The 12863-nt window shown below is 67.4% G+C and carries 11 protein-coding genes; 10 read left to right on the top strand and 1 reads right to left on the bottom strand.

Annotated elements, in window-relative coordinates:
- Window positions 1-167 precede the first annotated feature (167 nt).
- The gene (locus G6N58_RS07705; RefSeq protein WP_115279131.1) at window positions 168-824 is read left to right on the top strand and encodes a bifunctional 4-hydroxy-2-oxoglutarate aldolase/2-dehydro-3-deoxy-phosphogluconate aldolase; all 657 of its coding nucleotides are present in this window, start codon (window positions 168-170) and stop codon (window positions 822-824) included.
- A complete protein-coding gene (locus G6N58_RS07700; RefSeq protein ID WP_115279132.1) occupies window positions 821-1789 on the top strand; it encodes a sugar kinase in 969 nt (322 codons plus the stop codon). Before G6N58_RS07705 ends, G6N58_RS07700 begins: the two co-directional genes overlap by 4 nt.
- Window positions 1790-1808: 19 nt before the next feature.
- Here the strand turns inward: G6N58_RS07700 and G6N58_RS07695 are convergent, their stop codons facing one another.
- A complete protein-coding gene (locus G6N58_RS07695; RefSeq protein WP_163907980.1) occupies window positions 1809-2615 on the bottom strand; it encodes an IclR family transcriptional regulator in 807 nt (268 codons plus the stop codon).
- 150 nt (window positions 2616-2765) lie between these two features.
- On the opposite strand from G6N58_RS07695, the gene G6N58_RS07690 reads away from it, so the two are divergent.
- The 8 genes from G6N58_RS07690 to G6N58_RS07655 all read left to right on the top strand — a co-directional run bounded on the left by G6N58_RS07690 (window position 2766) and on the right by G6N58_RS07655 (window position 12836).
- Window positions 2766-3632 (top strand): aldo/keto reductase, encoded by an 867-nt coding sequence (locus tag G6N58_RS07690; RefSeq protein WP_115279134.1) that lies wholly within the window; start codon window positions 2766-2768, stop codon window positions 3630-3632.
- A 52-nt stretch (window positions 3633-3684) separates the two neighbouring features.
- The gene (locus G6N58_RS07685) at window positions 3685-5430 is read left to right on the top strand and encodes a dihydroxyacetone kinase family protein (RefSeq protein WP_115279135.1); all 1746 of its coding nucleotides are present in this window, start codon (window positions 3685-3687) and stop codon (window positions 5428-5430) included.
- The gene (locus tag G6N58_RS07680) at window positions 5427-6338 is read left to right on the top strand and encodes a D-isomer specific 2-hydroxyacid dehydrogenase family protein (RefSeq protein ID WP_197746403.1); all 912 of its coding nucleotides are present in this window, start codon (window positions 5427-5429) and stop codon (window positions 6336-6338) included. Before G6N58_RS07685 ends, G6N58_RS07680 begins: the two co-directional genes overlap by 4 nt.
- Window positions 6339-6421: 83 nt before the next feature.
- Window positions 6422-7957: an ABC transporter substrate-binding protein gene (locus tag G6N58_RS07675; RefSeq protein ID WP_115279136.1), complete on the top strand. Its 1536-nt coding sequence runs from the start codon at window positions 6422-6424 to the stop codon at window positions 7955-7957.
- 83 nt (window positions 7958-8040) lie between these two features.
- Window positions 8041-8979 carry an ABC transporter permease gene (locus G6N58_RS07670; protein ID WP_115279137.1) on the top strand — a complete coding sequence of 313 codons (939 nt, stop codon included), beginning with the start codon at window positions 8041-8043 and terminating at the stop codon, window positions 8977-8979.
- Entirely contained in the window at window positions 8976-10955 is a 1980-nt protein-coding gene (locus G6N58_RS07665; protein WP_115279138.1) for a dipeptide/oligopeptide/nickel ABC transporter permease/ATP-binding protein, read from the top strand. Before G6N58_RS07670 ends, G6N58_RS07665 begins: the two co-directional genes overlap by 4 nt.
- A complete protein-coding gene (locus G6N58_RS07660) occupies window positions 10955-12022 on the top strand; it encodes an oligopeptide/dipeptide ABC transporter ATP-binding protein (RefSeq protein WP_068919274.1) in 1068 nt (355 codons plus the stop codon). The genes G6N58_RS07665 and G6N58_RS07660 overlap by 1 nt, the downstream gene beginning before the upstream one ends.
- Window positions 12003-12836: an RraA family protein gene (locus G6N58_RS07655; RefSeq protein WP_068919273.1), complete on the top strand. Its 834-nt coding sequence runs from the start codon at window positions 12003-12005 to the stop codon at window positions 12834-12836. Before G6N58_RS07660 ends, G6N58_RS07655 begins: the two co-directional genes overlap by 20 nt.
- The last annotated feature ends 27 nt before the right edge of the window (window positions 12837-12863 follow it).

The following is a 12863-nucleotide window of genomic DNA, read 5'->3' as shown; positions in this document are numbered from 1 at the left end:
CTCGCGCCGACCCGGCCGGACCAATATGGATAATTGTCTAACAAGTTGTGCCTGTCAAGTATGTACTGGGTAGGGAGGGAGTTGGGCGGACGCCGTGGGCGCCGCCGAGCGTCGACACGCCATGCCCAGTTCCTCAAACCGACACTCAGAGAATAGGATTGGCTATCGTGGCCTCCAACAGGACCCTTGATGAACGACTATCGCAGCTATGGGCAGACCGTGTGGTGGCCGTTGTCCGGGCAGCTTCAGTGCCCGATCCGGCCGGATTGTGTGAGGCGCTGCGCCGCGGTGGGATTCGGACCGTCGAGTTCACCTTCACCATCTCGAACATCGAGACATGCCTGGAATCGGCTGTCGCGGCGGCAGCCGGCACCGACACGGTGATCGGTGCCGGAACCGTGTTGACCGCCGATCAGGCGCAGCGTGCCATCGATCTGGGGGTGCGGTTCTTCGTGACCCCGTGCCATCAACCCGACGTCGCCGCACTGGCGAACGATCACGGGATTCCATTGCTGGACGGCGCCATGACCCCCAGTGAGGTCCACGCAGCCCACCGCCACGGGGCGGCCGCGGTGAAGATTTTTCCGGCAGGCGCCGTCGGACCCAAATACCTCAAGGATCTGCACGGTCCGTTCCCCGATATCGCGTTGGTGCCCTCCGGCGGTATCGACGCGAGCAACGCGCACACTTACCTGAGCCACGGCGCCGCCGCAGTCACCGCCGGCACCAGCGTCGTGTCGCCGGCGCTGGTGGCCGAAGGTCAGTGGGATGAAATCGAAGCTCGCGCAGCACACTTCGTGACCAGCCTCGGGCAGGCGTCATGACAGACGCCGAGTCCGGCGGCGGGCTGGTCACTTTCGGAGAGTCGATGGGGTTGATCAGCGCGCTCGACATCGGTCCGCTGGAAACGGCTCGCGGATTCCGATACGGCATCGGCGGTGCAGAGTCGAACGTCGCCATCGGCGTCGCACGTCTGGGTGGATCGGCCACCTGGTTCGGGCGTCTGGGCGCAGATGCCACCGGCACGATGATCGCCCGTCGCCTGCGGGCGGAAAACGTCGAGGTCCGGGCCATCGTCGATGATCAGCGCCCCACCGGACTCATGGTCAAGCATCACCGCTTCGCCGATGCCGCGCATCTCGACTATCACCGAGCCGGCAGCGCTGCAACAGCATTCACCCCTGAGGATCTGCCCACAGCGGTTATCCAGAACGCTGAGATCCTGCACGTCACCGGTATCACACCGGCACTGAGCGCGTCAGCCGCCGACACCGTGTTCACCGCAATCGAACTGGCCCGCGCGGCGGGCACTGTCGTGTCTGTCGACGTCAATTACCGAGCCAAGCTCTGGAGTCCCGAAGCTGCCGCACCTGTCCTTCACCGGCTTGTCGCGGGAGCAGACATCGTCTTCGCCGGCCCTGAGGAAGCCCGCCTGGTCCTCGGACCCGACGCGCCGACCTCCGACGTCGAACTCGCCCTGGCGCTGTCGAGATTGGGCCCCACAGAGTCGATCCTGAAGAACGGTGCCGCAGGAGCTGTGGCCGTCGTCGGTGGTGACCGGTACCAGCGTGACGCGCTGCCGGTGAACGCGATCGACACCGTGGGTGCAGGTGATGCGTTCGTCGCGGGTTACCTGAGTGAACACCTGCGCCACTGCACCCCCGATGTCCGGCTCGGCACCGCCATTCACGTCGGGGCGCTCGCGGTCACCGTCCCCGGAGATTGTGAGGGCCTGCCCTATCGCAGCGACCTCGAGGTGATCGACAGCTCCGACGACATCCGTCGTTGACGCTGTGTGGATATGGAGCTCAGGTGTTGTTCGCGGCAGAAGGTGCGGGAGAGCACCCGAACTCCTCGCTCGTCTGCCGGGCGGCGCGCACAACAGCTGCGGAGAACTCCGCCGACCGCGGGTCCACGCGGAAGCTCGGCCCGGAGATGCACATCGCGGCCAGCGGTACGCCGCCGCTGTCGACGATCGGCGCGGCGAATCGGGTGACCTCATCTCCTGCGTCGTGGCCCGCCCAGCCCCGATCGCGGGCTTCGTCGAGTTCGCGCTCGATCGCCGCGAGATCGGCAGCGGAGAACTCGATGTTCGCCGCAGCCGCCGACAGTGTGAGTGCGCGCTGTCGCTCGTCTGACCCCAGGAGGGCGATCGCCGCGCGTCCTGCCGCGGTCTCATGGACAAGACGTTCGGATTTCGAGAGATTCGAGCGGACCACCCGAGTGGAGGCGATGTAGTCGACGAAGTGCATGTGGCCGCCGTCGAGCACAGCCAGGTAGATCTCTTCGTCGAACTCGGCGTGCAGCTCTTCGAGATGAGGTCGCGCGACCAAGATGAGGTCCTCGATGTCGGAGTATCCGGCCGAGAGTTGACTGAGTTTGTTGGTCAGCCGGTACCGGCGGTAGCCGTCCTGGCGGATGTAGCCGGCATCCCGCAGAAAGGCCAGGATGCGTGATGCGGTCGATTTGTCGAGAGCCGTCTCGATTGCGATCTCGGTGACGCCGATGCCCCGTCGACTGGACGATCGTGCGACCGCTTCCAGGACAGTGAGCCCGCGCAGGAGCATGTTCGAGGTGCCCGCGGCCACTGGTTGCCGCTCCTCCACCTTTGTCATCGCATCGCCGACCTTTCTGAAAATGGGGTGTTGACAGCCTTCCGGCGGTGAGATTACCGTCGTCTCACGACATGCAACAGTGTTCCACATCACGATACAAACGTCATGTGATGTCACCTACTCATCTGCAATCCGAAGGAGTGCCGCCGCATGCGGGAAGAGCGGACCACGACGAGCGAGGAGCGCACGGCGCTCGCCGACGGCAACAGCATCCCGACGATCGGGTTGGGCGTCCTGCGGGTGCCTTCCGATGACGCGGAGCAGTCGGTACGCACCGCACTGACGGCCGGCTACCGCTCGATCGACACGGCGGCGACCTACGGCAACGAAGACGGCGTCGGACGCGGCATCCGCAACTCCGAAGTGCCCCGCGAGGAGGTGTTCCTCACGACCAAGGTCTGGAACACCGACCACGGATATGACCGGACCCTCGCCGCCTTCGACAAGAGCCTCGCGCGGCTGGGTCTCGACCACGTGGATCTCTACCTCATCCATTGGCCCATGGCGCATCTCGGCAAGATCCCGGAGACGTGGCGGGCCCTGGTCGAGCTGAAGGCCCAGGGACGTGTCAGGTCGATCGGGGTGTCGAACTTCCTCGTCAAGCATCTGGAACTGCTCGCGTCCGAGTCCGATGAAACCCCGGTGGTCAATCAGATCGAGTTGCACCCGCACATGCAGCAGCACGAACTGCGCGAATACCACCGCAGCAAGGGCATCGTGACCCAGGCGTGGAGCCCGCTCGGCCAGGGCCAGGTGCTCAGCGACCCGACGCTGGTGGAGATCGCTCATCGGCACGGCCGCTCGGTCGCGCAGATCGTGTTGCGCTGGCACATCCAGCTCGGCAACGTCGCCATCCCCAAATCATCCAACCCGGGACGGATCGCTGACAACCGCGACGTTTTCGGCTTCGCCCTGACCGAGGACGACATGGCGGCGATCGGGACGCTCAACGCCGATCGCCGGATCGGCTCGCATCCCGACTCACCGCCCAAAAACCCGCTGCCCTACGACGATTGACGCCTCCCCGGCCCCGCCGTGTGAACCCATCCGATGCACAAAGGAGTGCTGCGTGACCCACCTTGTCAACGACGCTGCGCGGTTCGCCGGCGAAGCCCTCGCGGGTTTCGCCGCAGCGCACCCCGAGCTCGTGCGACTGGTCCCCGGCGCAGGCGTCGTGCGGTCCGCCGGTCACGCGGGCGTCGCGGTTGTGATGGGCGGCGGCTCGGGCCACCATCCGGCCTTCGCCGGGTGGGTGGGCCCCGGAATCGGCAGCGGCGCGGTCGCGGGCAACGTCTTCTCGTCACCGTCGGCCTCCCAGATCGTCGACGTGACGGTCGCCGCCGCGGGCGGAACCGACGTTCTGTTCGTGCCGATCAATTACTCGGGCGACATGTTGCACTTCGGCGAAGCTGCGCGTCGGCTGCAAGCGCAGGGTTATGACGTCCGCACGGTGGCGGTCACCGACGACATCGCCACGCCCGTCGACGTCGAGGGCGGCCGCCGGGGTATCGCCGGCAGCTTCATCGTGCTCAAGATCGTCGGTGCCGCTGCCCAGCGGGGCGACGACCTGGACGGTGTCGAGCGGATCGCCCGAAAGGCCGTCGGGGCGACCCGAACGCTGGGCGTGGCGTTCACGGGATGCACCCTCCCGGGGGCGACCGCACCGGGAGTGCAGATCGCCGAGGGTGTCATGACGGTAGGGCTGGGGATCCACGGCGAGCCCGGTCTCGAGTCCCGCCCTCTCGAAACCGCAGACGCGACAGCGGATCTCCTTGTCGATGCGCTTTTCGGCGAACGTGCGCCCGAGGTCGGCGGGCGTGTCGCCGTGCTCGTGAACGGACTCGGCGCAACCACACCCGATGAGCTGTACGTCGTCTTCGGCCGCGTGGCGCACCGCCTCCGCGACGCAGGCATGACGCTGGTAGCGCCCGTTGTGGACGAGCTGGTGACGAGCCTCGACATGGCGGGTCTGTCGCTGTCGTTGACCTACCTCGACGACGAGCTCGCCGAGTTGTGGCAGGCCCCGGCACGGACCGCGGCCTTCACCCGGGGAGAAATACCTGCAGAAACCGGCCCCGTGGCCGCGTCCGGGATCTCGCACGGTGCGCCACCCGAGCGCGAGCCGCAGACACCCACCCGGCCCGCGAGTGTGGAATCGAAGCAGCTCGCAGCCCTGATCTGCGACCGGCTCGGCGACATCGCCGAGAGTCTGACCGCACACGCCGCACAACTCGGAGAGCTCGACGCCGTTGCGGGCGACGGCGATCACGGGGCGTGCATGCAGCGCGGGTCGTCGGCCGCACTGACCGCGGCGCAGACGGCTGTGGCCGCGGGGGCCGGCGCGGGCAGCGTGCTGGCGGCCGCCGCAGAGGCATGGTCCGACGTCGGCGGGGGAACCTCCGGAGCCCTGTGGGGTGCGGGACTGCAGGCGGCGGCCACCGTCGCCAGCGACGATCAGCCGTCGTCCACCGCGCTCGCGGTAGCGGCAGTTCATGCGTTCGTCTCGGCGATCGTCGAACGCGGCGGCGCGCAGGTCGGCGACAAGACGATGGTCGACGCGCTCATCCCGTTCGCCGAGACGCTCCGGGAGCGCACGACCGCGGCCGACCCCCTCGACACCGCTTGGATTGCGGCCGCCGACGTCGCACACGCCGGCGCGCAACACACCGCGACGTTCACCGCACGGCGGGGGCGCTCCCGCACCCACGGCGATGCCTCGATCGGCACGCCCGACCCCGGTGCCGTCTCGTTCGCGATTGCCGCCGCCGCGGCGGGGCGGGCAGCGGGCCGGCCGACGACAGGAGATCCCTCATGAACGCGGTGGCCGTTCACGTCGGGCCGACGCCGCTACCTCCGCTGGTCGCAGCAGTCGAGGCCGCAGGCGCAACCGTCAGCGACGATCCGGCCGGCGCCGACGTCGTGGTCTGGCGGGGATCCGATCATCGGCGGCTCGGCCAGGTGCTCGAACAGGGGCCCCAGGTGCGATGGGTTCAGTTGGGGGCCGCTGGCACCGACGCGTGGGCACCCACCGGCATGTTCGACGACGGCCGTATGTGGACCAGCGCCAAGGGCGCCTACTCGGAAGCGGTGGCGGAGCACGCGCTCGCGTTGACCTTCGCCCTCACCCGCGGGCTGGCCCGCTACGCGCGAGCGACGACGTGGACCGGTGCCCAAGGCCGGAATCTGTACGGATCAACGGTGCTGCTCCTCGGCGCCCGCGGTGGGATCGGGCGGGAGTTCATCCGGCTCGTCGAGCCGTTCAAAGCCCGCATCCTCGCCGCTGGCCGCGGCGGCGTGACGGACATGTCGACCGGCAAACCGATGGTCCGCGAGGCTGCGATCGAGCAAGCGGACATCGTGATGGTCGCCGCCCCCCTCACCCCGAGCACCCGCGGCCTCATCTCGCGGGAGTGGTTGGACCTGATGGCGCCGACGGCGATTCTGGTCAACGTGGGCAGGGGAGCGATCGTCGATACAGCCGCCCTCGTCGAGGCACTGCAGGAGGGCCGCATCGGCGGGGCCGCGCTTGATGTCACCGACCCGGAGCCGCTGCCCGACGGCCATCCGCTGTGGACACTGGACAACTGCCTCATCACGCCGCACTCGGCGAACCCGCTGGACATGCTGATGCCCCAACTCGTTCATCGCGTCACCGACAACCTGATCCGGTTCGCCGAGGGCCGGCCGCTCGTCGGGGTCGTCGATCCCGCCAAGGGTTACTGAAAAAGCTTGACCTGCAACAACCCCCACCAGGCAAAGGAATGAAGTCAATGAAGAGTTCATCACCCCCCGTAACTCTCCGAGGGATGAGGAGGATCGGCGCGCTGCTCGCTGCGGCGACGCTCGCCGTCGGGCTCACCGCGTGCGGCGGCACCGACACCACCGGCGGCGCCGGTGGCAGCGGCGACGACTCGACCGTCTCGATCGGTTACGCCTTCGCGACCGAGACCTACGATCCGCTGTACGCGATCGCGGGTGCGCAGGCCAGCGCGCACATCCACGCCCTGTACGGCGCACTCATCGAACGTGACGCCGACGGGAACGAGCGCCCGGGCATGGCCGAATCGTGGGAATGGGTGAACCCGACCACGCTCACCTTCAAGATCCGCCCCGACATGACGTTCACCGACGGTGAGCCCTACGACGCGGCGGCGGTCAAGACGTGGCTCGACTACGCACGCAGCGCCGAGGACGCGCCCTACAGCAACCTCAGCGCCGTCGAGAACGTCGTCGTGGAGGATCCGCTCACCGTGACGCTCGAACTCAGCCGTCCCGATCCGCGTCTGACCAAGTTCTTCGTCGGGCACATGGGCGCCGTTCCCAGCCCGAAGTCGATCGAAGCGGGCGACCTCGGCATCAATCCGGTCGGAGCGGGCCCCTACACGCTGGATCCGGGACGCACCGTGATCGACAACACCTACACCTACGTGAAGAACCCGGACTACTGGAACGCCGACCGGATCGAATTCGACACCCTCGAGCTGAAGATCTACACCGACGCGAACGCGATGTTCAACGCGGTGGTGTCAGGGCAGGTCGACGTCGGTTACGGCAACGGCAGCAACTTCGAGGCAGCGGAGTCGAATGGTGATCTCGAGATCCTCTCGCGCCCACAGAATTCCAACGGAATCTCGTTGTGGGACATCGAAGGTGTGAACGTCCCCGCCTTTGCCGACGTCAACGTGCGCCGGGCGCTCAACTACGCCGTCGACCGGCAGAGCATCATCGATACCGTCTTCCAGGGTCAGGGCACCCCGAGTGCGCTCGCGTTCACGCCCGGCAGCGGGCCGGGGTACGACGAGTCGCTGCTGGACTACTACGACTACGACCCTGAGCGGGCTCGCCAACTGCTGGCAGAAGCGGGTTACCCGGACGGGTTCACCTTCGATGCAGTCACTCTGGGAAAGGACCAGCCCCTGGCAGAAGCTGTCGCGGGCAACCTCTCCGAGGTCGGCGTCACGATGAACCTCATCGTCCGCCCGCCCGGTGAGACGGCAAACACCGACATCGGTAAGTACGACGCCGGCGCAACGGCGTTGGGCCTCGCGGACTCCTTCGCCACGCCCGCCAACCTGTGGCTGGGACCCGCGAGTGCGACGAACCAACGCGGCTACGAGGTCCCCGAGATCCGCGCTCTCTACGACCGGATGGTGAACTCCGGTGGGCAGGAGCAGGTCGACCTCATGAACGAGATCGCGCGCATCTCCGTCGAGGACGCCTACGGCCTGCGGGTCGGTTACGTCAACTCGCTGACGTACTACCACCCCGACCGGGTCGCCGACATCACGGTGCTCCCCGGCCACGGGGGCCCGTACATCCTCGAAGGCCTCACCAAGCCTTGAGCCGTCGCTCGGCTGTCCGCGCTGTCACACAGTCGGACAGCCGAGCGAATTCCTCCCGACCATCCGGAGAGAACGGATCACCGATGCTCCTCTACGCCGTGAAGCGCCTCGCGTACTCGGTGCCCATGCTGTTCGGTGTCTCGTCACTGGCTTTCCTGCTCCTCAACTCACTTCCGGCGGACATCGCGCAGATGAAAGCCGGGGAGGACGCCACCCCCGAGACCATTGCCGCAATCCGCGAAAGCCTGGGGCTCGACCGCCCGCTTGTCGAGCGCTACCTCGACTGGTTGGGTGCGCTCCTGCAGGGCGACCTCGGAACCTCTTGGCACAACGGCCAAACCGTGCTGTCGGGCATCCTCGCCTCGGCGCCGGTCACGCTGTCCATTGTTGTTCTCTCCCTGCTGCTCTCGCTGCTGGTAGGCGTGCCCATTGGCGTCATCGCCGCCGTGCGCGGTGGGCGGTTGGATCGCGTGCTGGTCAGTAGCACGGTCGTCGCGCTCGCGATCCCGAACTTCTGGCTCGCACTCATGCTCGTGCTCGCCTTCGCCCTCACGATTTCGCTGCTGCCCGCCACCGGTTACGTCCCCCTCGACGCCGATCCCAGTCTGTGGCTCCAGCACCTCTGGTTGCCCGTCATCGCCGTTGCGACCGTTGCGATCTCCTCGATCGCCCGGCAGACGCGCTCGGCGATGATCGAGAACCTGGGACGCGACTACGTCCGGACGTTGCGGGCGGCGGGCATCCCCGAGCGGTCGGTGATCTACAAACACGCGCTGAAGAACTCCGGCGTGCCGATCCTGACGACGCTCGGCATCCAGTTCGTCAACCTCTCGGGGGGCTCGATCATCGTGGAGCAGGTGTTTGCGGTGCCGGGTCTCGGGCAGCTCACCATGACCGCGTTGGCCCGCAACGACGTTCCCGTCGTGCTCGGCGTCCTCGTCGTGACCGCCGTCGCCGTCGTCATCATCAACCTCGTAGTGGACCTGCTGAACTCCGCCGTCAATCCAAAGGTCAGGGTATGAGCACCGAGCCCGATGTCACCGCACCCGTGGCAGATCCGATCGACCGTCGCGGGCCGGGAGTCACCCGACGCCTACTGCGCCAGCCCGGTGCCGTGCTGTGTCTGGCCTGGACCGTCCTCGTGCTCGTCGGGAGCATCCTGTTCCGGGCCTTCGACATCGGGCAGCCGCTCGAGCAGGACCTGTCGAACGCACTGCAGTCGCCGAGCTTCGAGCACCTGCTGGGAACCGATGGACTCGGGCGGGACGTGCTGGCGCGGCTTCTCTACGGAGGGTGGGAGACCATTCTCGGCGCGACCCTGGCCGTGGTGATCGCGATCGTGCTCGGCACGATGTTCGGCCTCCTCGCCGGGTACGTAGGCGGCGTCGTCGACGCGGTCATCAACTGGATCCAGGACATCCTCATCACGCTTCCCACAATCCTCGTGCTGCTCGCGGTCGCGACGGTCATGGGCAACAACATCTGGGCGGCGATGATCGTCCTCGGTGTTCTCATGTCTGCCGCCTTCATCCGTCTGGTTCGTGCCTCCACCCAGGCCGTGCGCGAGGAGTTGTACGTCGACGCCGCGAAGGTCGCCGGTCTGTCGTCGACTCGGATCCTCTGGCGCCATGTGCTGCCCAACGTCATTGCACCCGTAGTCATTCAGGGATCGGCCGCACTGGGAACCGCTCTCGTCGTGCAGGCGGGTCTGGGCTTCCTGGGTCTGGGCGCCCCGCCGCCCGCACCGAACTGGGGCGGGATGATCTCCGAGGCGGCTCGTGTCATGAGCATGCAGCCGTGGCTGCTCTTCCCGTCGGGTGTCATGATCATCCTGACGGTCCTGGCGTTCAACATGCTCGGGGACTACCTCCGCGACGAGTTGTACGCATCACGGTCGAGCGCCCCGGACTCCCGGCCGGCACGCCGGCGACGTCAGGCCGCTGCGCCCACCGGTCCCACCACCGCCATTCCGCACGAAGATGGGGTTCTTGCGGTAGCGCGCGACCTCACGGTCTCCTTCCCGCGCGACGGCGAGATGGTGCCGGTCGTGAGCGGTGTGTCGTTCTCGATCTCGCGTGGGGATGTCGTCGCACTGGTCGGCGAGTCGGGCTGCGGCAAGACGATGACGGGACTGGCACTCATCGGGCTGGTGCCCGAACCCGGTGTGGTCTCCGGGCAGCTCGCCATCGACGGCCAGGACGTCACCGCAGACCCCAAAGCCTTCAACCGACTTCGGGGAAAGACCGTCGCGCTGATCTCGCAGGAGCCCATGGTCGCGCTCGATCCCAGCTTCACGGTGGGCAGCCTGCTGCGCGAGGCGCTGCGCAGCCACGGGTTCGGACGTGCCGCGGCGCGTAAGCGCTCGGCCGAACTGCTCGCCCTGGTGGGGATTCCGCGCATCCCGGAAGTGTTGCGCTCCTTTCCCTTCCAGCTGTCGGGTGGCATGGCCCAGCGTGTCGCGATCGCCATCGCCCTCAGCGGTGATCCCGACCTGCTCATCGCCGACGAGCCCACGACGGCGCTGGACGTGACCGTGCAGGCGGAGATCCTCGATCTGTTGCGGAGCCTGCAGGAGCGGATCGGGATGGGCCTGCTGCTGATCACCCACGATCTCGGCGTCGTGGCGGACATCTGCACCAAAACGATTGTGATGTACGCAGGTGAGATCGTCGAGGAGGCCGACGTCGATCCGCTGTTCGAGGCGCCCCGACATCCCTACACGGCCGCGTTGATGGCATCGACGCCGGTGCTCGACGCCGTGAGTGAGCTCCAGGGCATACCCGGCCGTGTGCCGCTACCCGTCGACTGGCCGGAGCACTGCCGGTTCGCGGCGCGCTGTGAATTCGCGACCGATGCATGCCGAGCGGCGCCGATCCCGCTGCATACCACCGCCGCCACGCACGCTGTGCGGTGCATCCGCAGCGACGAGCTGGAGTTGCGTCCGCCTGTGCTGGCCGGCGCGGGTGCCGCTGTCGGTGCGTCGAAGGAAGTGGGTTGATGAGCGAACAGTCCCGTGCCGATCTGCTGGAGATCGACGATCTGCGGGTCGCCTACCGCGGCCGCGGCCGCCGGTGGAAACGCGTGATCGACGGTGTCGACCTCGCGGTCGGGCAAGGCGAAACCGTCGGGCTCGTCGGGGAATCCGGATCGGGCAAGTCGACGATCGGGCGGGCGGTGCTGGGGCTCGCGCACGTCGAGACCGGGTCGATCGTCTTGGAAGGGCGCGACATCGCGCACCTGTCCCGCAAGAACCGCGCGCGGCTCGCCGAAGACCTCCAGGTGGTGTTCCAGGATCCCTACAGCTCGCTGAACCCCGCCATGCCGATCGGGCGGATCCTGCAGGAGCCGCTGCAGGTGACGAAGCGGATGTCCGAGAAAGAGGCCTCGGAGCTGGTGCAGGACCTGCTCTCCCGGGTCTCGCTGCCGCGGGATGCGGCGGGGCGCTACCCCAGTTCGTTCTCCGGGGGACAGCGGCAGCGGATCGCCATCGCCCGTGCACTGTCAACCGGCGCGAAGCTCATCGTCTGCGACGAGTCCGTCAGCGCGCTCGATGTGTCGACGCAGGCGCAGATCATCAATCTGCTCAAACGACTACAGCGCGAACTCGGTGTCGCGTACCTGTTCATCTCGCATGACATCGCCGTCGTCCAGAACATCTCCGACCGCATCGTCGTGCTCTATCGCGGCCGCGTCATGGAACAGGGGCCCGCCGACCGCGTGAGCCGCACGCCGCTGCATCCCTACACGCGCGCTCTGCTGGACGCTGCGCCGATACCCAATCCGGCGCTGCAGCGGCAGAAGCGCGAGTCGCGGCTGCATGCCACCCCGACGCAGGGCACCGACAACCCCGACGTGGCGGTCGACGCGTGTCCGTTCTCCGCGCGCTGCCCGTTCGCGGAGGCCGTGTGCTCGGAGAGGCGCCCGATCGCCGTCGAACGCGACGGCGTCACGGTCGCTTGCCATCTGTACGACCCGGAGGCGGGTCACTCCCGCGCCGGTACACCTGTCGCCACCCCGCGGCCCATCACGGAAAAGGAAAAAGAACATGCGCATCGAACCGTCTGAGGCCGAGGCCCGGGCATTGACACCGCTGTGGGAGGGAGAGCGCTTCGCCAACGGGCGCCCCCGCGTCAGCGACGAGGTGCTCGAACGCCTCCGCGGCATCAGCGTCGAGCAGGCGTGGAAACCACTGCGGCACGCAGGCTACGAGCTCCAGTTCGTCGGCGGCTTCACCGAGACCAACCCCGGCCGGTCGTTCGTCGGCCGCGCCGTGACGGCCCAGTTCCTGCCGTTCCGTCCGGACTTCGATCAGGTGGTGCTCGACACCGGCCGGGGGGAGGGACGCTCGGGCGGCGAGGTCGTCAAACAGAACTGGTGGGTGGTCGAAGAGCTGCAACACGCAGACGTGATGGTCGTTGACCTCTTCGACAAGATCGAGGGTGGCACGTTCGTCGGCGACAACCTGGCGACGGCGGTCGCAACGCGGACCGGGACGGGCGCGGTGATCCAGGGCGGGATCCGCGACGCAGCCGGCATCTCCGAACTCGACATCAACGTTCTGCACCGCGGATCCCACCCCACAGGCATCGCCGATCTCACGATCGCGGGTCTCAACATCCCCATCCGCATCGGCGGCGTCACGGTGTTGCCGGGAGATGTGGTGCTTGCGACGGGTCACGGGGTCATGTTCATCCCGCCGCACCTCGCCGAGACGGTCGCCGCGCACAGCGAGGACACGCGGCTGCGTGACATCTTCGGCAAATCCCGGCTCGCCGACCGTACCTACACGAGCGCCGAGATCGACATCCCGCGCTGGGGACCCGCTGTGCAGGCCGACTTTGAGGCGTGGAAAGCGTCCGAACAGCATGCGATCCGTTGACGAAAACCACACTGAGGAAAGGGAACT

Origin of the sequence: Mycolicibacterium tokaiense, from assembly GCF_010725885.1 — a bacterium.
In the GTDB taxonomy this organism is placed as follows: domain Bacteria; phylum Actinomycetota; class Actinomycetes; order Mycobacteriales; family Mycobacteriaceae; genus Mycobacterium; species Mycobacterium tokaiense.
Note: the sequence above shows the minus strand (reverse complement) of the source record. Positions and strands in the feature narration are given on the sequence as shown.

Coding starts and splice junctions, on each gene's coding strand:
- G6N58_RS07700 (WP_115279132.1), top strand. CDS start 821: ATGACAGACGCCGAGTCCGGCGGCGGGCTGGTCACTTTCGGAGAGTCG.
- G6N58_RS07695 (WP_163907980.1), bottom strand. CDS start 2,615: ATGACAAAGGTGGAGGAGCGGCAACCAGTGGCCGCGGGCACCTCGAAC.
- G6N58_RS07690 (WP_115279134.1), top strand. CDS start 2,766: ATGCGGGAAGAGCGGACCACGACGAGCGAGGAGCGCACGGCGCTCGCC.
- G6N58_RS07680 (WP_197746403.1), top strand. CDS start 5,427: ATGAACGCGGTGGCCGTTCACGTCGGGCCGACGCCGCTACCTCCGCTG.
- G6N58_RS07675 (WP_115279136.1), top strand. CDS start 6,422: ATGAGGAGGATCGGCGCGCTGCTCGCTGCGGCGACGCTCGCCGTCGGG.
- G6N58_RS07670 (WP_115279137.1), top strand. CDS start 8,041: ATGCTCCTCTACGCCGTGAAGCGCCTCGCGTACTCGGTGCCCATGCTG.
- G6N58_RS07665 (WP_115279138.1), top strand. CDS start 8,976: ATGAGCACCGAGCCCGATGTCACCGCACCCGTGGCAGATCCGATCGAC.
- G6N58_RS07660 (WP_068919274.1), top strand. CDS start 10,955: ATGAGCGAACAGTCCCGTGCCGATCTGCTGGAGATCGACGATCTGCGG.
- G6N58_RS07655 (WP_068919273.1), top strand. CDS start 12,003: ATGCGCATCGAACCGTCTGAGGCCGAGGCCCGGGCATTGACACCGCTG.